Source organism: Sphingomonas sp. Leaf67, from assembly GCF_001421965.1.
GTDB lineage: Bacteria > Pseudomonadota > Alphaproteobacteria > Sphingomonadales > Sphingomonadaceae > Sphingomonas.
This window is the reverse complement of record NZ_LMLP01000023.1, coordinates 44,612-63,833: the sequence shown is the minus strand read 5'-3', so window position 1 is coordinate 63,833 and position 19,222 is coordinate 44,612. Positions and strand designations below refer to the sequence as shown.

Here is a 19,222-nt window from a genome sequence, read left to right as displayed (position 1 = left end):
TCCCGCCTGTGCGGAAATGACGAGCTCGGGGCATCGTCACGCGAACACCCCGTGCACATACCATAGCGGATCGGGCGTCTCGCGATCGTACAACCCGTGCCGGAAAATCCAGTACCGCCGCCCGCGCACATCCTCGACCCGGTAATAGTCGCGCGTCCGCACCTTCGCCTGTCCACGCCGCCACCACTGTGCCGCGATCCGCTCCGGCCCTTCGAAACGGATCACGTCGTGCAGCACCCGCCGCCAGCGAAAGCGGTGCGGCGGGCCGTCGGGAACTTCGGCCATCACCTCGATGCGCTGCGGCGGGTCGAACAGGTGGATCGGACGCAGCGGCGGCTCGCCGATTTCGGGGGCGTCCCATGTGATCGGGGCGGGCGTATCGATCGCCGGCATGGTCAGCACCCCCTGTTCGGGCAAATGGCTGTCGCCCGGACAGACCCGCGCGATCCGGCCGCGCCCCAGCCGGGTGGTCAGCCGGTCGACCAGCGCCGCCATCGCCTCCTCGCTGACCGTACCGCCCTCCAGCTGCAATTGCGTGGGTGCCAGCGGTTCGAGCGCGGGGACGCTCATGCGGATCATGTCGAAGCCGAACCCCGGATCGATCGGGTCGGCCAGTGCATCGATCCGTTCGTGGAACAGCCGCACGATCGACGGCGGATCACGCAAGGGAAGCCCGCTTTCGACCGCCAGATCGCGCAACGCCCCATCGGCCCGGTAGAGCCGCACCGCAAAACGCCGCCCGCCGCGGTCGCGCGCGGTCAGCTCCGCCTCCGCCTGCGCCGCCAGTTCGCCGATCGTCGCCAGCACATCGGCATCGCGCGCAATCGGTTCGACGAAGCGTCGCTCGAAGAACAATGCCGGCAACGCCCGGCGCGGCCGCAGCCGCTGATCGGCATCGCCCAGCAACCGGGCCAGCGCCGCCACCGTCTCCTCGCCAAAGCGTGCCGCGATCGGTGCGGTCGGGCGACTGGCAAGATCGCCGATGGTGCGCAAGCCCGCCCGGCGTAGCGCGACCGCGATCTCGTCATCCAACCTGAGCGCCGCCACCCCCAGCCGCCGGAGCGCCGCCGCCTCGCTCGCCGCCGGAGCGCTCTGGAACCGGGCCAGTGCCTGCGCCGCATCGGGCGTGTCAGCCAGCGCGTGGCGCAGCGTCCCGAACCGGGCGAGCCGCGCCTCGACTTCCTCGACCAGCGCGCCTTCGCCACCGAACAGGTGCGCGCAGCCGGTGATGTCGAGCGTCACCCCGTCACCGCCATCCAAGGCGACCAGCGGCGTGAACCGGTCGCAGGCATCGGCGATCCGCTCCAGCCAGCCATGATCGGCGAACGGATCGGCATCGACCACCGCCAGTTCGGGCAGTTGCGCCCGCGCATCGGCCAGCGCCATGCCGGGGGCGATCCCCTTGTCCAGCGCCTGACAATCGACCGAGGCGATGCGCAGTGCGCCGCGCACCATTTCGACACAGACGAACGGCGCATCATCCGGCACGCCGCAGGGGGACTGGCGCAGCAGCCGGTCGGCGGGCAGGAACGGCCACCACAGCGCCAGATGGCGCCGACCGCTGGGTCGGGCTGGTGAAGACGGCTTGCTCACGGTTCCACTCCACTTGCCAGCGGCCATCGGCACCCCGGCCGCGCTGACGCAATAATTCGAGGTCGAAGGTCGGGTGGCCCGGCGCGTTGGCGGGCAAGGGTTGCGACGCACAGGACCGCACCGCCCAGCGGGTATCGGCGGCACTCGCCACCGGCGTCGCCGCGATGCGCAGCAACAGCGCCGCCACCCCGCTTTCCTCCGCCGCCAGTGCGAGGCGGCGGCTGGCGGTCAGGTCGAGCACCTTGGGATCGCGGTGCAATTCGATCACCGCCACTCCGACCCCGGCACAGCGCACGACATCGGCGGCGGCGCGCAGGACCGACAGCGCGTCGGGAAGCACCCCCAGCAGCAGCCGCGCCGGGTCCAGCCCGATCTCGACCAGACCCGGCGCATGCAGGTGCCCGCCGCCGCGGACCGCCGATTCCTCGCGCAGCCAGACGATGCCGCCGCCAAGCCGGATCGACAGCATGCCCGCAAAACCGGTGGCGCTGCCGGCATCGCCTGCCTCCAGCGCAAATATCTCGTGTAGCCGCCCACGCGCGATTCCACCGTCCAGCGCGGCGTCGATATCGCCATGCCCGGTCGCGACTCGCACCGCCTTGCCCGTCGGCGCGCGCCGCTCCATGGCGGCGACTTGCCGCTTCAGCGCGGACAGGATGGGCGACTCTGCGTTCATGATTTGTTCTATATCCCCCAACCGCTATGGAGTCGTCAATCCGGTTGGGCACGATGTTGACGAAGGTGCCACGTAAAAGGGTTTTCCTGGCATGTTCGCGGGTACTGGGTTACCCGACCGGCAGAGGCTCAACGTCGACCGACACGTGCATCGTCTGCGCGCCCGACCCCAGCACCACGCCGTCGATCGGCGCGATGTCGGCATAGTCGCGACCGATCGCCATGACGACATGATCCTCCGCCATCCAGATGCCGTTGGTCGGATCGACCCCGACCCAGCCGAGCACCGGCCCGGCCCATACCAGCACCCACGCATGGGTCGCATCGGCCCCGACCAGCCGCTCCTGCCCCGGCGGGGGCAGCGTGCGCAGATAGCCCGAGCAATAGGCCGCAGGCAGCCCGGCGCCGCGCAGGCCCGACAGCATGATCTGGGCGAAATCCTGACACACCCCGCCGCGCTTGGCGAAGGCTTCGGCGGGTGGCGTGTCGACCAGCGTCGCGGTCGGATCGAAGGCAAAGTCGCGCTGGATACGCCGGGCAAGCGCGATCGCCGCGTCGAGGATACCGCGATCGTCGGACAGGTCCTCGGCACACCATGCCGCGATGTCGGGCACGATCGGAACGTGCGCGGAGGGGAACAGATAGCTGACCGGACTGGCCGGGCCGGCATCGTTCACCCCGGCCACCAGCGTGCGGATCTCGGCCAGCGTCGGGTCGCCCGGCGATGCGAACGGGATCGGTCGCTCGACGCGGACCGTCGCCCGGCTCTCGATCGTCAGCGTACGTTCGGGGCGATCGACTTCCAGCCGGGTGACGTTGGCCAGCCCCGCCTGCGCGCGTGCCGGGGCGGTCCGACCGCCCGGTTCGACCAGCAGCGCATAATCCTCCAGTTCCTGCCCCGACCACAGGATCGGCCGGAGCCGCAGGTTGCAGCGCGCGAACCCTGCCGCCTCGGCATAATCGAAGCGCGTGATGTGGCGGATGGCATAGCGCATCATGCGAGGGTCAACCCGGCTTCGCGCAACGCCTGCGCACCCTGCAGGAAATAGCGGGTGGCGATCGCATCCGAAAGCAATTGCAATTGCTGGTTTATTTCCAATACCCAGCCGCGGTCGAGGCGGTTGGCGGAGCCCATGGCGATGCCGGCGGTCAACCGCGCCGCGATGCGTTGCTGCGGTTCGGCGATGCCGGCATCGTTCAGGACCGGCAGCTTGCACAGATGCTGGACGATCGTATCCACCTGAAACGCGATCCCGCGAGGATTGCCGGGGTCGAGCGCGATCAGGTCGATCACCGGCACCCGCGCAAAGCCGATCAGATAGCGCTGGCGATAGCTGATCTGGCTGTCGGCAAGGTCGAGCAGCGTCGACAGGTCCTCGGCACTCGCCCGGCGCAGATCGACGGCCAGCAACGTTCGCGTCGCCGCCATCGCCCGTTCGATCCGCCGGCCCAGATCGTGGAACCGCCACGCATCGGTCCGCCCCATATGTTCGGCCGACAGTCCGGCAAGCGCGGCATAGCGACGCTGCAACGTGCCCGCACGGTCGAGCAGCGTGCCCGTGGTCGGATGCGGCGCGTCGAGCAGGCGCACCATGTCCACCGACAACCGGTCGCGAGAGACGCCGCCGATGCCGGTCGCCAGACGGTTGATCGCGCGGACGCTGCCCCAGCTGTCGACCGATTCCATCGCCTCACGCCCGAAATCGACCAGATCGCGGCGGCGGTGGCTGGGCGGCAACGCGGCGGCGCCGGTGTCGGCGATGATCTTCACCAGCCATTCGACGGTTTCGGGGGCAAGGGCCGCGCCGGTATCGGCCGAGATCGAATGGCCGAACAGCACGCGGATGACGCCCAGCAACGCCTCGCCCCGCTCCAGATACCGGCCCAGCCAGAACAGATTGTCGGCGACCCGGCTGGGCAGCGTGCCCGGATTGCGGCGCAGTTCGACGCTGTCGGCACTTTGCAGCAGCGACACCGGCGCGACCGGATCGGGGCCGTGGACGATCACGTCCGCCGACCACGACCCCTCGCCCATCACCGCCGCGCGGGCATCGGGCTGGTCACCGATGCGCACGAACCCGCCGGGCAGCACCACCCAGCGGCCATCGGCACCGCGCGCGGCAAAGACCCGCAGCGAGAAGGGACGGGGCTGCAGCCCTTCACCGCACGCGGTCGGCATGGTCGAGAGTTCGGCAACTTCTTGCCCCACATAATCCTGCGGACGCAGCACCATCGCCGCCGCCAGACGCGCGCGGGCATCGGCGTCGAGCGAGGCACCAAGTACCGGTCCCGCCAGTTCGGGGGTCGTTCCGGCAAAGGCGGGTCCCACCACCAGCTGGTCGAGCGAGGACAGCACGTGATCGCGGTCCGCCGCGCGCCCGCACCACCACGTTCCGATCGACGACAGACGCGGTGCCCGTCCCAGCAGCTTTTCGGCCAGTGCCGGCAGGAACGCGGCGAAGGCCGGCGATTCGAGCACGCCCACCCCCGGCGCATTGGCGATCACGACGTTGCCTGCCGCCATCGCGTCGATCAGGCCGGGCACGCCGATCGTCGAATTGGCATCGAACGCCAGCGGGTCGATCAGCCGCGGATCGATCCGCCGCCACAGCGCGTCGATGCGTTTCAGGCCGGCGATCGTGCGGACATAGAGCTGGTCGTCGCGCACCGCCAGATCGGCCCCCTCGACCAGCAGGAACCCGAGATACCGCGCCAGATGCGCCTGTTCGGGATAGCTTGGATTGAGCTTGCCCGACGTCAGCAGTCCGATTCGCGGTTCGGCCCGGCGACAGGCAGCAGCGATCCCTGCCCGCATCGCCGCGAAGAAGGGCGCATGGCGTTCGATGTTGAGCCGCGACGGCAGCCCGCCCAGCGTCCGCCCCATCGCCAGCCGGTTTTCGAGCGCATAGCCCGCCCCCACCGGCACGCGGACATGATCGGCCAGCACCCGCCAGCACCCGTCGGGTCCACGGCACAGGTCGGCGGCGACGAAATGCAGTTGATGTCCACCCGGCGGCACGACCCCGACCATCGGCCGCAGGAACAGCGGCGATCCAGTGACCAGCATCGCCGGCAAAATACCGTCGGCGACCAGCTGCTGATCGCCATGGATGTCGGCGATGACGCTTTCGAACAGGTCGGCGCGTTCCGCCATCCCCTCGGCGATGGTCCGCCATTCGTCGGCACCGATCAGCAGCGGGACCGGCGACAGCGGCCAGCGGCGTTCCTCGCTCTCGCCCGCCGCGCGATAGGCGGTGCCGATATCGTCGGCATGGCGCTGTGCCCGTTCGCGCGCGGCGGCGAGGGTACTGCCCGGCAGCCCGGCCAGTTCCTCGAACGCGACCTCCCATGCCGCGCGGTCGTCGTCGGTGGCGGCGGACAGCATGTCGCCGTGCGGCGCGCGGGCGCGATACTCTTCCAGCCAGCGCCCACTCGTCGCGCCAGCATCGAACCGTCCGTTGATCGCGCGGCTGGCCATAGTGTTTCCCAAATCCCCGATCATTCCCAAGCACGCGGGCGGCGCGGGTGCAACCGGTTTGCGGGGGTGGGTGCGGATGCGAAGGGTTTCTCCATGCATCAGGCGATCAACGGACCTCTTCCTCCCCTCCCTGGAAGGGAGGGGAGCCGCTCCGGCTTTAAGCCGCAGCCAGCCGCTGTTGCATCCGATGGACTTCGTTGGTGCTGCTATCACCCGGACCGGCAAGCCGGAACCGTGCCACCTCGTTCGCCAGCACCTCGGCCTCCTGCGCCAGCGCGCGGGCGTCGGCGGTGGCCTGTTCGACCATCGCAGCGTTGCGCTGGGTCACATTGTCCATTTCGGAGACGGCGGTATTGACCTGCTGCAAGCCGGTCGACTGCTGCGCCGCCGAGGTGGCGATGCCGGAGACGAGATTGCTGATCTCACCGATTCGCCCGATGATCCGTTGCAACGCCTGCCCGGTCGCATTGACCAGATCGACACCGACATCGACCTGTTCGGACGACGCGAGGATGCGGGTCTTCACGTCCTTGGCCGCTTCGGCCGAACGCAGCGCCAGCGCGCGGACTTCGGATGCGACGACGGCAAAGCCCTTGCCCGCCTCCCCCGCCCGTGCCGCCTCGACACCGGCGTTCAGCGCCAGCAGGTTCGTCTGGAACGAGATGCCGTCGATGACGCTGATGATCTCGCTGATTTCGGCCGACGACCGCTGGATACCGCCCATGGCGTCGACCGCGCGGCGGACGATCTTGCCCGATTCCTCGGCCTCGCCCCGCGCCTCGCCGACGATGCGATCGGCGCGCGACGCGCCTTCGGCGGTTTCGCGAACGGTGCTGACGATCTGGTCCATCGCCGCAGCGGTTTCCTCAAGGCTCGCCGCCTGCTGTTCGGTACGCTGCGACAGGTCGTCGGACGCCTGACGGATATTGCCCGTTCCGATGCGGATCTGCTCGCCCGACCGGGTGACCATGCCCAGCGTCTCGCACATCTGCTGGCGCATCGCTTCGAAACTGTCGGCCAGCGCCTGATATTCGCGCGGCAGTCCGCTCAGCGATACGGTCAGGTCGCCCTGCGCCATCCGCTCGAACGCGGCACCGCAACGTTCGATGACGGCCCGTCGTCCGGCCTGTTCCGCCTCGAAATAGGCGGCGAGCGCGATGTCCATGTCGATCAGCGACGCCTTGACCAGCGCGGTCGCCGCCCGGGCGCGCGCCCGCGCGCCGAACGGCCAGCCGATCCGCCCCAGCACCAGCCGTGGCAGGACATGCTCCAGCATCCGGGCATAGCCGCTGATATACCAGGTCGGTGCCAAGCCGATCCGGGCATGGACCTGCCCGATGTTCGATGCGGCGGCGGCATAGTCGCGGTTGATCGGTCCCGAAAACAGCTTGCGCCAATGTTCGAGTTGCTTGTCGCGGGCATGGTCCATCCGGGCCTGCGACTGGAACATGACGCTGATCGACGGCGTCGCCGCGATGTGCCGGTACAGGCCGGTCAGCGCAGCGGGCGCATACCGTTCGATCGCACGTTTGACCTTGGGGAACGCACCGTAACTGCGTTCGTCATAGGCAAAGGCGGCCAGTCTCTTGTCGAAGTCGATCTCGTCGGTTGCGCTCACTGTCGGTACCCTCCCGTACCGAACCAGCTAACGCCCGAAGGTTAACGTTGCGTAGCTTGAAAAAACGAAACGCACCCTAAGTCAGCGGAATTTCTTGCTTTATTGACCTATATTAAGTCGCGGCCGCTGCCCGGCGCAATCGGTCGTTGATCGCCGCACCCAACCCGTCATCGGGGATCGGTGCGACCGCGATCCTCGTCGCCGCCGACGCATCGGCGGTGTGCAGCAAATCGAACAACCGCGCCGCCGCCTCGACAGGATCGCCGCTGGCCGACAGCGTATTGTCGCCCGCGACCGGACCGAAACCGATCAGCCATTCGCCGGCACGCCGATCGGTCGCGTTCAGCCGGACCGGCTTCGACGGGGCATAGTGGCTGGCGAGTTGTCCGGGCGCCTCGATCCCCGCGCCCGCCCCGCCGATCGATATGTTCAGCAGGTCGGCGACCGTAGTGCGGGTCACCGGGCCGGGGCGCAGTTCGCGCACCTGGCCGCCGACACAGGCGATGATCGTCGATTCGATGCCGCGCAGCGTCGCTCCGCCATCGACGACCAGCGGGATGCGACCGTTCAGGCTGCGCAACACATGGTCGGCACGGGTCGGGCTGATCGATCCGCTGGCATTGGCGGACGGCGCGGCGAGCGGCCGCCCGGTCCTTTCCAGCAACGCCTGCATCGCGTCGTGCGCCGGTACCCGGATCGCGACGGTCGGCAGTCCAGCGGTCACCAGCGCGGCGATCCCAGCCCCGTCGCGCATCGGCAGCACCAGCGTCAGCGGTCCCGGCCAGAATGCTCGGGCAAGCCGCAGCGCATGGTCGTCGAACACCGCCAGCGCCTGCGCTGCCGCCATGGTCGGGACATGCACGATCAACGGGTTGAAGCCCGGCCGCCCCTTTGCGGCATAGATGCCGGCGACCGCATGCGAATCGGTCGCGTCGGCGGCGAGGCCATAGACCGTCTCGGTCGGTACCGCGACGCAGCCGCCGTCCGCGATCACCGCCGCCGCCGCGTCGATCGCCGCCATGCCGTACGGTAAGGTGACGGTAGCGATGCGGGCGTTTGGAGCGGTCATGATTTGGGCGCTATACCGGCAAAAACATGGAATCGAGAGAGGGCAAATGGAGCTGATCCCCGCCACCGCCGAACAGCGTTTCGTGCTGACCCATGCCGCCGGGATCGACGAACTTGCCGCCGACACGCGATTTGCCGATGCGACCCCCGACATGCTCGACGCGATCCTGACCGGGATCGGCGAATTCGCCGCCGGCGAATGGCGGCCGCTCGACCGGATCGGCGACACGGTCGGCGCGCGCTGGACCCCCGACGGGGTGGTGATGCCCGACGGCTATCGCGCCGCCTATCAGGCCTATGTCGCGGGCGGTTGGGGCACGATCGGATCGCCGGCCGATTTCGGGGGGCAGGCGATGCCGTTCGCGGTCGCGACCGCCGTGCTGGAGACGCTCGGCACCGCCAATCTCGGCTTCGCGCTGGCCCCGACGCTGACGGTCGGCGCGATCGAGGCACTTACCCATCACGGCAGCGCCGAACAACAGGTGCGCTATCTGCCGAAACTGGCGACCGGCGAATGGACCGGCACGATGAACCTGACCGAACCGCAGGCCGGATCGGACGTCGGCGCGCTGACGACGCGGGCGGAGCCGGTCGGCGACGGCAACTGGCGGATTCGCGGGACCAAGATCTATATCTCGTTCGGCGATCACGACATGGCGGACAATATCGTCCATCTGGTGCTGGCCCGCACGCCCGGCGCGCCGGTGGGAACCAAAGGGATTTCGCTGTTCCTCGTGCCGAAATACCGGCTCGACGCCGATGGCCAACCGGGGGAGCCGAACGACGTCCGCGTGGTGTCGATCGAGCATAAGATGGGGCTGCACGCCTCGCCCACCTGCGTGCTGTCGTTCGGCGATACCGGCGATTGCATCGGCGAGCTGATCGGCGCGGAGGGCGCGGGGATGCGCGCGATGTTCACGATGATGAACAACGCCCGCCTCAATGTCGGTCTGCAAGGGGTGCAGGTCGCCGAAGCGGCAACGCAGCGCGCCGTCGCCTATGCCCGCGATCGCGTCCAGTCGGCGCGCGCCTCGTCCGGCGGCGCGCCGGTCGCGATCATCGAGCATCCCGATGTCCGGCGGATGCTGCTGCGGATGGCCGCTCAGACCATGGCGGGGCGGGCGCTGGTCTATTACGCGGCGGGACAGGTCGATCGTGCGACGCTGGGCGTCGAAGGCGCGAAGGCGAGGCTCGATCTGGTAACGCCGCTGGCCAAGGCGCATGGCACCGACATCGGCTGCGAGGTCGCGAGCATCGGCGTGCAGGTGCATGGCGGCATGGGCTATGTCGAGGAAACCGGCGCGGCACAGCATTATCGCGATGTGCGGATCACGCCGATCTACGAAGGCACCAACGGCATCCAGGCCGCCGATCTGGTCGGGCGCAAGCTGTCGGGCGACGGCGGTGCCGCAATCGACGCGCTGTTCGCCGACATGCGCGGCGACGTTGAACATGCTGCGCTCAAAGACCTGCTCAACGACACCCACGCCGTCGCGCGCTGGATGCTGGAGGCCAGCATCGACGATCGGCTGGCAGGCAGCTATCCGTTCCTGACGATGCTCGCGACCTGCGTGTGCGGTTGGCTGCTTGAACGGCAGGGGCGTGCGCTGGCCGGAATGGACGATGCCGACTTCGCCGCGCGCAAGCGAGCGGCCGTCACCTTCTATCTCGACCGGATCGTGCCCGAAGCGCGTGGCCTCGGCATGGCGGCGATGGCGGGTGGCGGCGGATTGTACAGCCTTACCGCGGAGCAGTTCGCGACGGGCTAACCGTGCCAGTCGATCCAGTGGCCATAGGCATGGCAGGTCGCCAGATGCCGGACGATGCCGTCGGGATAGGTGGTGAGCGTCAGATGCACCGCATCGCGAGCGTCGGTCCATTCGAACCCGATGCGAGCCAGCGGATAGTCGCTGGCCGCCATGGCCTCGGTCACCGCCGCCCGCGTCGCCGGGCTGCAATATTGCAGCGCCATGGTGTGGATCACGACGCGACATACGCCCTTGTCGGGTCGACGGGCCAGTTCAGCCGGCAGCCAGCGCAGAATGTCGTCGCACGCGATCTGCGGCGGCACGTCGCCGGCGATCGCCAGCGCATGGCGCAGCCGTTCGGCGCGTTCGGGTTCGTCGGCCCAGACATAGGCCATCAGCCGTTCGCGGGCCCGATGGTCGGCGGCGGCGAGCGGACGCAGGTCGACGCCGCGCGTCGCCACGATCTCCACCGGCCGCGCGACCGGGGGGGACCCGCGCCATTCGGGCGCGATCCGCACCGGCGAATCGCTGCGCCCGGCCCGTACCCCGGCCAGATCATAGGCATAGTGGCCAAGATTGAGGTTCAGTCCGGCACTCGCGCCCAGTTCGAGCAACTCGACCGGCAGGTCGTACAACCCGCGCAGCGTCATCAGCGCCGCCATGACCGCCCCGGCGCGCCCGACCTCGTTGGTCTGCGGCGGATGCTGCATCCAGTCGGCGATGAAGCCGTCCGCCGCCGCCATCGCACTACCGATCACCGTATCGAAATCACCGTTCCGGGTGGCATAGAGCGCACCGAGCATCGGATCGTCGCCCCGCCGCGCCAGCGCGTGGAGCGCACCGTTGAACCGCATCGCCAGCGCATCCGCCGCGGCATCGCCCGGCCAGTCGGCGATCAGCGCCGCGGTCAGGGGCGCGCGGGCCAGCTGTCGCTCCCCCGCCCCCAATACCGCCGCGACGAACGCCGAGCCCAGGTCGCGAACGACCAGCGCATGTTGCCCCAATGGACCCGGCATGTCCTTAGAAAGCGTCCCAGTCGTCGCTCGCATTCACGGCGCGGCGCGGAGCCGGCTCGGGCGGCGCGACCCAGCGGCGCTGCTGCCGGCGGGGCGTGAACGGCGTCACGTTCGTCGCAGCGCCACCGTCGATGGCGAAGGTCGCGACCGATCCGGCCAGCGCCTCCGCCTCCGACACCAGCTGCCGGGCCGCCGCCGACGTCTGTTCGACCATCGCCGCATTCTGCTGCGTCATCGCGTCCATCTCGGCGATGGCGACGTTGATCTGGCCGAGGCTGGTCGCCTGATGGTCCGACTGGCGTGCGATCGCGTCGATCGACCCGCCGACCGATGCGACCCGTTCGATGATCCGGCCCAGCGCCTCACCGGTCTGCTCGACCAGTTCGACGCCGGCCTTCACATGGGTCGATGCCGCCTGCACCTTCGTCTTGACCTCGGTCGCGGCGTTGGCGGAGCGTTGCGCCAGCGCGCGGACTTCCGACGCGACGACCGCGAAGCCCTTGCCCGCCTCGCCGGCACGCGCCGCCTCGACGCCGGCGTTCAGCGCCAGCAAATTGGTCTGGAACGCGATGCCGTCGATCAGGCTGATGATCTCGGCGATCTCGTTGCTGGCGCGTTCGATGCCGTGCATCGCGCCGATCGCCTGCCGGACGATCGCGTCGCCACGTTCGGCCTCGTTCCGCGTATCGACCATCGCGCTGCTGGCACCGGTCGCGGCACCCGCGCCCTCGCGGATCGACCGGGTGACTTCGTCGAGCGCCGACGACGATTGCTGCAATGCCGCCGCTTCGCGCTCGGTCCGCTCGGCCAGATCCATGGCGGCCTGCGAGATTTCGTCGGAATTATGCTTGATGCTGTCGACGGTGCCGCGCACCTCGCCCAGCACGCGGTTCAGGCTGGACGTGGCGTTGTTGAAGTCGTCCGACAGCGCCCGGAACGCGTCGGGCACATCGGCCACGCGGGCGGTCAGATCGGCCTGCGACAGGCTGCGCAGACCGCCGCCGATCGCGGTCATCGCCGCCGCGCGGTCGCGATCGTCAGTGATCTTCGCCGCCGCCGTATCGCGGAACACCAGCACGGCGCGCGCCATATCGCCCAGTTCGTCGCTGCGCCCCGCCGCATCGACGGCGATGTCGTGCCGGCCATTGGCCAGATCGGCCATCGCCTGCGTCAGGGCGGTGATCGGTCGCGCGATCTGACGGCTGAGCATGATCGACAGCGCGACGGCGATCCCGATCAGCGCGACGCCGCCGATCGCCAGCGCGATCAGCGCGGTGGTGATCGCGCTTTCCTGCGCCGCCGTATTCGCCTCCATCTCCTCGGTCTCGGTCGCGCGCAAGGAGCGCAGCGGCAGCGCGACCTTGCTGACCAGCACCTTCTGCCCCGCGCCGCGCACTTCCTCCTGCGCCGCGTCGCGTTCGCCGGCCGTCACCTTCGCGATCAGCCGGTCGCCCCAATTCTTGCGCCACGCCAGCGTCTCGCGCCGCGCTTCCTCCAGCTGCTCCTTCTCCGACGCGATCGTCAGCATCTCCGCCAGCGCCGCCGCCGTCTCGTCGAACTCCTGCCGCCCCTCGTCATAGGACTTCAGATAGGTCGGGTCGCCGGTCACCAGAAACCCGCGGAACTGGCTGTTCTGCCGCAGGATCGACGTTTCGAGCGTCAACGCCTTCGCATAGACGTCGCGACTGTGGTTGTTCCGCTCGGCCGAACGCGCGATCATCATGATGCTGGTGAAGAACACCAGCATCACCACCGCCGCCGACGCGATGACGGCAAGGAACGACAGCCCCAGCTTGCGTGGAATTTTCATGGTTTCAGGTCATCCGTTGCAGGCAGGAATGGCATGATCAGAACCGCGACCGCAGCGTGATGCCATAGGTGCGGGGTTCGGCCAGGAAGGAGGAGGTGATGGCGTTGCCGACGCCGAACGCGGGTGCGCCGAAGCGCGTCACCTGCGACACGCTGCCCGCCCCCTGGAACGGCGCGGCAAACGCGACCTGCTGATAGTCGGTGTCGAGGATGTTCTGCCCCCAGAACTCGATCGCCCAGCGCTGTTCGGGTCCGCGCAGGCCGATGCGGGCGTTCATCAGGAAGAACCCGTCGAGCCGCTTTTCGGCGAACAGGTCCGATCCGGTGTTATAGTCGCTGGTCAGGCGGCTATCGACGTAGAAGAGCGCGCTGAGATTGCGACCGACCGGCGGGGTCCACACTGCCGAATTGGTGATGGTGTGGCGCGGCGCGTTCGACATCTGGTTGCCGGGCAACAGGAACAGTGCCGCGTTCAGCGGCTCGCCCGCCTCGCTGCCGATCAGGTTGTTGCGGTACTGGGTGTGGGCGAAGGTATAGCCGATGTTGAACGCGACATCGCGCGCCGGATAGGCCCCGGCTTCGAATTCGAACCCCTGCGTGACGACGCCCGCGCCGACCTTGCCCGAACACGCCCCGGTCGCCGAATTGTTGTCGCGATCGGCACCGGCCAGCGACTGGTCGCACGCGCTGATGTTCTGGACGATGAAGTTGGTGCCGTTGAAGGTATTGAGCTGAAAATTGCGGAACGCCGATCGGAATGCGGCAAGGTTCGCGGTGAATTTCGCCGAGCTGTATTTGACGCCGATTTCCAGCGCCTGCACGGTTTCGGGATCGAACCGCAGGTTGCGCGCCGATGCGGCGGTCGGCGTGGCGAACACCGTCGCCGACAGGTCGGAACGGTCGAGATTATAGCCCCCCGCCTTGTACCCGCGCGCATAGGACGCATAGAGCAGCGTGCTGGACACCGGTTTCCACGACAGCACGGTGGTGCCGGTGACCTGCCCTTCGGTCAGCTTGTCGCGGATCGGCACGCCGGTCAGCGCGGCGGTCGAATTGCCGGTGCAGGTCAGGGTGACGATCCCGGCCGCCAGCGACCGCAGCGTCGCGTTGCTGCTGCCGAGCAACGGTGCCATCGCCGCCTGCTGCGTCGGGCATACGGTGTTGTTGTTCAGGAAGCTGGCATCCAGCGATTTCTGTTCATGCGTATAGCGCAGCCCGCCGGTCAGGCTGAGCGTATCGGTCACCTTGAAGATATTGTGGGTGAAGAACGCATAGTTGCTGCTGGTCTGGTCATACAGGTCACGGACGCTGCCGAGGTCGTTGAGCGTGCTCAGCCGGTCGATGCCGCCGATGATCTGCGGGCCGACCGCCGGGGTCAGCGCGGCGCGGCCGGTGGCGCTCAGGCACCCGGCGGCCGCCGGATTGCGCAGCGCCGCCAGCGGGTTTATCGTCGCGACGACCCGGCACGCGGCGAACGCGCCATATTGCGTGCCGAAGCGGATATTGTCGGCGACCCGAAGATTTTCGTGCGCGTAATAACCGCCGACCATCCAGTCGAGCCGGTTGTTGAACAGCCCGCCGCTCAGCCGCGTTTCCTGCGTGAAGGTATGGAACTGGCGATAGGCGTTGCCGTCATCGGGACGGTAGGCGATGTCGACATTGCCGTAATCGACGTCGGCGGCACCGCCCGACTTATATTCGCGATACGCGCTGATCGAAATGAGCTGGAGGTTGGACAGGGTCCAGCCGATCCGGGCCGAGCCGCCATAATCGGTCGTGACATTGCTATAGGCCCGGCCGCGCGTATTGGCGATGCGGCGGTTGTACGGATCGCCGTCGCTGGGCAACACTCCGCCAAGGCTTTGCAGGATCGACACGATCCGGTTCTGCGCCGATAGGGCGTAGTCGCCCGCCACGCCCGGGGTCGGATCGACCTTTTCCTGCGTATCGACATAGACCGCGCCGCAGCATTTCTCGTCCCGATGGGTATAGTCGCCGATCAGCCGGATCGAGAAATTGTCGACCGGTTTGAAGAACAGCTGTCCACGCACGAAATAGCGGTTGCGGTCGTTGTAATCGGTGTCGTTGACGACATCGCGATAGAAGCCGTCGCGCTTGCCGACGACGCCGTCGACGCGAAACGCCAGCTTGTCGGCGACGATCGGCCCGGTCAGCGCACCGGCAAGGCGCACCGCGTTGAAATTGCCATAGCTCGCCTCGCCATAGCCGCCAAAGTCGAACGAGGGATATTTGGTGTAGATGCTGATCGCGCCGGCCGACGAATTGCGTCCCGACAACGTACCCTGCGGCCCGCGCAACACCTCGATTCGCTCGACCTCGCCCAGATCGTTGAGGCCGGAACCGGTACGGCTGCGATAGACCCCATCGATGAACACCGCGACCGAGCTTTCGAGGCCGGGATTGTCGCCGACCGTGCCGATGCCGCGCAGGCGCGCCGAGGCATTGGCTTCGGACCCGGTCGACGACACGATCAGCGACGGCGACAATTGCGCCATCTGGCGAATGTCGGTCGCGCCGGAATTCTGGAGCGCGGCGGTGCTATAGGCGCTGACCGCAATCGGCACGTTCGACAAACGCTGCGACCGCCGAGTCGCGGTGACGACGATGTCGGCGGTGTTGGCCGACGCTTCCTCGCCGGCATGGGCATCGGGCTTCTCGCCGGCCTTGGTAACCACCCCGCGCAGCCCCTGCGCCGCGGCCGGGCAGGCGACCACGACGCACGCGGTCGCCGCCAGCAGATACCCGGATTTCCGCATTCCATCCCCCAACCGCGTCAACAGCATCATGGACGAAGCAATAGGACGGTACCGAATACCAGATAGTTAATGCCGCCAAGAGGAAGCAAAAAAAGCGGCAAGTTGCGGGCGTTACAATAGGGACGCGAAGCGAATCCAGCGACCCGCCGACTGTCGTTTCCGATAGTCGATCGATGTATCGCTGGCGCTGTTCCTGATACAGCGAACCTGCCGATCGGGATCAGGTCCCCCTTAGATCCGCAGCAACCCGTTCGCGGCGGGCGGTTCGAACTGCGGTACGCCAGCGGCGTCGTACCGCACCGGCTGCACGCGCGTATGGCGATTCGGATCGAACAGCGGGTCGCCCGTGATCTTTTCGTAATCGCGCGCATGAAAGACCAGCATGTCGCGACCACGTTCGTCGACGGTGAAGCTGTTATGGCCGGGGCCGAAAATCTTGCGCGCGGCGTCGGTCTTGAGCACCGGCTGCGGCGATTTGGTCCATGCCGCCGGGTCCATGATATCGGCATCGTCGCGCGCGGTCAGCATCCCCAGGCAATAGCGCGCATCGGTGGCGCTGGCCGAATAGGTCAGGAACAGCCGCCCGTTGCGCGCCAGCAGCGCCGGGGCCTCGGCGACCTTGTAGCCGCGAATCTCCCATGGCAGCGTCGGCACGGTCAGCCGGGCGGGCTTGGCGGCGAGCGTCAGCGGCGTGGCGAGCGGTGCGAGGTACAGGTTCGAATTGGTCTCGATCCCCGGCTCGCGCTGCGCCCATGCCAGATAGCGGGTGCCGCGATGGACGAAGCTGGTCGAATCGAGGTTGAAGCTGTCCCACGGCGTTTCCAGCTGGCCCAGCACCGACCAATTGCCGGTCATCGGATCGGGACCGTCGCACACCACCGCATAGGTGCGGATGCGGAACACGTCCTCGCCGCCGCCGCTGGGACCAGCGGCGAAATACATGATCCACTTGCCGTCGATCTGATGCAGTTCGGGCGCCCACAGGAACCCTGAGCGCGGCCCCGATGCCTCGTGCCGCCACAGGACCTTTTCCTGCGCGGTGGTCAGGCCGCCGATCGTCTTCGACCGGCGCAGCACCAGCCGGTCATATTCGGGCACCGACCCGGTCAGGTAATACCAGCCGTCGGTGTGGCGAAACACCTGCGCATCGGCGCGGTTCTTGACCAGCGGGTTGACGATGCCGGTCGCGCCGCCGCGCCGTCGCTGCGCCCATGCGGGCATGGCCGTCGCGGCACCGGCGGCGGCAACCCCGCCGAGGAACAGGCGGCGGGACAGGGCGTCGTTCATGGTCATTCTCTCCTTCACCGGGCGGTCGGCCAGCCATCGCTGCCCCATTGCAGGGTCGCGACGCGCAGGGTCGGCGCACCGGCATTTTCCTTGTCGTAGGCATGATAGACGATGCGGTCGATGCCGTCGTCCCCCCGGCTGTGGCCGGCATGGCCGGGACCGCGGAACCGGCCCTTTTCCTCCAGATCGGCCCGCAGCAGCACCGTGCCGCCACCGGCGAGCATCGAACTGCCGTCCTTGCCCAGATACGGCCCGGTGATCGTCTTCGACTGGCCGATGACCGTGTAATAGGTGCTGTTCACGCCCTTGCAGCAATAGTCGTAGCTGGCGATCAGCCAGTACATACCGCCGCGTTCGAAGATATAGGGTGCCTCGATGATCGACGGCGCGCCCGCCGGGACCGGACGGCTGGCCAAAGCAAGCGGCTTGGCGTCGCGGTATAGCGGCTTGCCGGTCCGCGGGTTCAGCTCGACCAGTTTCAGCCCGCTCCAGAAGCTGCCGAACGACAGCCAGTGTCGGCCCGACTTGTCGGCGATGAACGCCGGATCGATCGCGTTATAGGCGTCGCCCGGCATCGATCGCAGCACCATGCCCTCGTCGCGCCAGCCATAGCCGGGCGCTTGCGGGTCGAGCGTCGCATTGGTGGCGAGGCCGATCGCCGACCGGTTCGATCCGAAGGTCGAGACCGAATAATACAGGCGATAGCGGCCGTTCACGAAGGATATGTCGGGCGCCCACAGATTGCGCGCGCCGGGGATGGCCTGCGTCGCCCAGTCGGGCAGCCTGGCGAACGGCGGCGTGCCCGCCTGCCAATGGACCAGATCGGGCGAGGTCCGCTCGGACAGCACCCCTTGCCCGTCGCGCCCGATGCCGGTCGAAAAGACGTGCCAGGTCGCCCCCTGCCGGATCAGCACCGGATCATGGACCGGTCGGATGTCGCCTTCCGGGGCGGCGGTCTGTGCGACCCCCGCCCCGGCGAGCAACAGCGCCGCGAACGACGACAGCACGCGTTCGAACCCCATGTTACTGCGCCACCGGCCAGCCATCGGCATCCCATGTCAGCCGCTGGATCTGCAGCGTCGGTGCGCCGTTCCGTTCGCGGTCATAGGCGTGATAGACGATATGATCGCCGGTCGTTTCCTGCAGCACCGCGACATGGCCACGCCCGACATAGCGCGAATCGGTCCCCTGCCCCGATGCCAGCACCAGCGAACCGCCACCGTCGAGCATCGATTTGCCGCTCTTGTCGAGATACGGCCCGGTCGGCGTCCGCGACCGGCCGACGACGGTGTTGTAGGTGCTGTTCGCCCCCTGACAACAGGCGTCGAACGATGCGAACAGGTAGTAATAGTCGCCGTGGCGGACGACGAACGGCGCTTCGATCGCCCCCGGTGCGGGGCGTGTCGCCAGCGGATAGATCGTCTGGTCGCTGGCAAGGCGCAGGCCGGTAGCAGGATCGAGCCGGACCATCTTGATGCCCGACCAGAAGCTGCCGAACGCCATCCATTCGCCGCCATTGGCGTCGGTAAAGACCGCCGGGTCGATCGCGTTGAAATTGTCGGTGGTGTTCGACTGGATCACCGCCCCCTTGTCGACCCAGCCGGTCGCGGGGCTGTTGACGTTCAGTGCGTTGTTGACGGTCAGGCCGATCGCCGACCGGTTGCTGCCGAAGGTCGAGACCGAATAATACAGGCGATATTCGCCGCCACGCTTGACGATGTCGGGTGCCCAGATGCCCGACGTGCCGGGCACGGCGGTCCCGGTCCATGCCGGCAGCGCGGTATAGGCCGGGCCGCGCCACGTCCATGCGGTCAGATCGGTCGAGGTCCGCGTCGCGAGCAACCCTTCGCGATCGGTGACCGACCCGGTCGCGAACAGGAAATAGGTGTTACCGTCCTTCAGGATGGCCGGGTCATGGACCGGCATCGTGTCGCCGGTCAGCGCCAACAGGCCCGACGTCGCGGTCGGTGTCGGCGTGGGGGTCGGCGTCGGTGCCGGTGCCGGTGCCGGTGCGACGGGTGCCGAGATATTGCCGCTGGCATCGGTACCCGAAATACCGTTGCAACCGGCGAGCAGGACGAGGGCGGCGAGCGGAAGCGTGGACCGGATCATGGGGGTCACTCCGTCAGAAAAGGATTGGATCACAGCGGGCG

At 67.9% G+C, this 19,222-nt stretch carries 12 protein-coding genes and 1 pseudogene; 1 reads left to right on the top strand and 12 read right to left on the bottom strand.

All coding sequences use genetic code 11. From position 1 onward, the window contains the following. Window positions 1-36 precede the first annotated feature (36 nt). From ASE90_RS16245 to ASE90_RS16225, 6 genes are all read right to left on the bottom strand, one after another. A complete protein-coding gene (locus ASE90_RS16245) occupies window positions 37-1,593 on the bottom strand; it encodes a Y-family DNA polymerase (protein WP_056003231.1) in 1,557 nt (518 codons plus the stop codon). After that, window positions 1,478-2,269 carry an ImuA family protein gene (locus tag ASE90_RS19380; RefSeq protein ID WP_082449885.1) on the bottom strand — a complete coding sequence of 264 codons (792 nt, stop codon included), beginning with the start codon at window positions 2,267-2,269 and terminating at the stop codon, window positions 1,478-1,480. The genes ASE90_RS16245 and ASE90_RS19380 overlap by 116 nt, the downstream gene beginning before the upstream one ends. A 109-nt stretch (window positions 2,270-2,378) precedes the next feature. After that, window positions 2,379-3,263 (bottom strand): transglutaminase family protein, encoded by an 885-nt coding sequence (locus ASE90_RS16240; protein ID WP_056003603.1) that lies wholly within the window; start codon window positions 3,261-3,263, stop codon window positions 2,379-2,381. Then, complete coding sequence (locus ASE90_RS16235; protein WP_056003228.1) at window positions 3,263-5,746, bottom strand: circularly permuted type 2 ATP-grasp protein; 2,484 nt, start codon at window positions 5,744-5,746, stop codon at window positions 3,263-3,265. Before ASE90_RS16235 ends, ASE90_RS16240 begins: the two co-directional genes overlap by 1 nt. 157 nt (window positions 5,747-5,903) lie before the next feature. Then, entirely contained in the window at window positions 5,904-7,364 is a 1,461-nt protein-coding gene (locus ASE90_RS16230; protein ID WP_056003221.1) for a globin-coupled sensor protein, read from the bottom strand. A 112-nt stretch (window positions 7,365-7,476) separates the two neighbouring features. Next, window positions 7,477-8,433, bottom strand: coding sequence for an L-threonylcarbamoyladenylate synthase (locus ASE90_RS16225; RefSeq protein ID WP_200910927.1), 957 nt, complete (start codon window positions 8,431-8,433; stop codon window positions 7,477-7,479). A gap of 46 nt (window positions 8,434-8,479) precedes the next feature. Here ASE90_RS16225 and ASE90_RS16220 point away from each other — a divergent pair, with 46 nt between their 5' ends. Beyond that, window positions 8,480-10,201, top strand: coding sequence for an acyl-CoA dehydrogenase (locus ASE90_RS16220; RefSeq protein ID WP_056003215.1), 1,722 nt, complete (start codon window positions 8,480-8,482; stop codon window positions 10,199-10,201). Here the strand turns inward: ASE90_RS16220 and ASE90_RS16215 are convergent. The 6 genes and pseudogenes from ASE90_RS16215 to ASE90_RS16190 form a co-directional block, all read right to left on the bottom strand. Further along, window positions 10,198-11,196 carry a DUF2332 domain-containing protein gene (locus ASE90_RS16215; protein ID WP_235531883.1) on the bottom strand — a complete coding sequence of 333 codons (999 nt, stop codon included), beginning with the start codon at window positions 11,194-11,196 and terminating at the stop codon, window positions 10,198-10,200. The two genes, ASE90_RS16220 and ASE90_RS16215, sit on opposite strands and share 4 nt — an antisense overlap. 4 nt (window positions 11,197-11,200) lie before the next feature. Beyond that, on the bottom strand, window positions 11,201-13,006 hold the full coding sequence (locus ASE90_RS16210) for a methyl-accepting chemotaxis protein (RefSeq protein WP_056003209.1): 1,806 nt from the start codon (window positions 13,004-13,006) through the stop codon (window positions 11,201-11,203). A 37-nt stretch (window positions 13,007-13,043) separates the two neighbouring features. Next, window positions 13,044-15,782 carry a TonB-dependent receptor gene (locus ASE90_RS16205; protein ID WP_056003600.1) on the bottom strand — a complete coding sequence of 913 codons (2,739 nt, stop codon included), beginning with the start codon at window positions 15,780-15,782 and terminating at the stop codon, window positions 13,044-13,046. 240 nt (window positions 15,783-16,022) lie between these two features. Beyond that, window positions 16,023-17,069: pseudogene (locus tag ASE90_RS16200) on the bottom strand (family 43 glycosylhydrolase); the annotation flags it as partial. 14 nt (window positions 17,070-17,083) lie between these two features. Then, a complete protein-coding gene (locus ASE90_RS16195; protein ID WP_056003206.1) occupies window positions 17,084-18,091 on the bottom strand; it encodes an arabinan endo-1,5-alpha-L-arabinosidase in 1,008 nt (335 codons plus the stop codon). 1 nt (window position 18,092) lies between these two features. Next, on the bottom strand, window positions 18,093-19,181 hold the full coding sequence (locus ASE90_RS16190; RefSeq protein WP_056003203.1) for an arabinan endo-1,5-alpha-L-arabinosidase: 1,089 nt from the start codon (window positions 19,179-19,181) through the stop codon (window positions 18,093-18,095). Window positions 19,182-19,222 lie beyond the last annotated feature (41 nt).

Coding starts and splice junctions, on each gene's coding strand:
- ASE90_RS19380 (WP_082449885.1), bottom strand. CDS start 2,269: ATGAACGCAGAGTCGCCCATCCTGTCCGCGCTGAAGCGGCAAGTCGCC.
- ASE90_RS16240 (WP_056003603.1), bottom strand. CDS start 3,263: ATGCGCTATGCCATCCGCCACATCACGCGCTTCGATTATGCCGAGGCG.
- ASE90_RS16235 (WP_056003228.1), bottom strand. CDS start 5,746: ATGGCCAGCCGCGCGATCAACGGACGGTTCGATGCTGGCGCGACGAGT.
- ASE90_RS16225 (WP_200910927.1), bottom strand. CDS start 8,433: ATGACCGCTCCAAACGCCCGCATCGCTACCGTCACCTTACCGTACGGC.
- ASE90_RS16220 (WP_056003215.1), top strand. CDS start 8,480: ATGGAGCTGATCCCCGCCACCGCCGAACAGCGTTTCGTGCTGACCCAT.
- ASE90_RS16215 (WP_235531883.1), bottom strand. CDS start 11,196: ATGCCGGGTCCATTGGGGCAACATGCGCTGGTCGTTCGCGACCTGGGC.
- ASE90_RS16210 (WP_056003209.1), bottom strand. CDS start 13,006: ATGAAAATTCCACGCAAGCTGGGGCTGTCGTTCCTTGCCGTCATCGCG.
- ASE90_RS16205 (WP_056003600.1), bottom strand. CDS start 15,782: ATGCGGAAATCCGGGTATCTGCTGGCGGCGACCGCGTGCGTCGTGGTC.
- ASE90_RS16195 (WP_056003206.1), bottom strand. CDS start 18,091: ATGGGGTTCGAACGCGTGCTGTCGTCGTTCGCGGCGCTGTTGCTCGCC.
- ASE90_RS16190 (WP_056003203.1), bottom strand. CDS start 19,181: ATGATCCGGTCCACGCTTCCGCTCGCCGCCCTCGTCCTGCTCGCCGGT.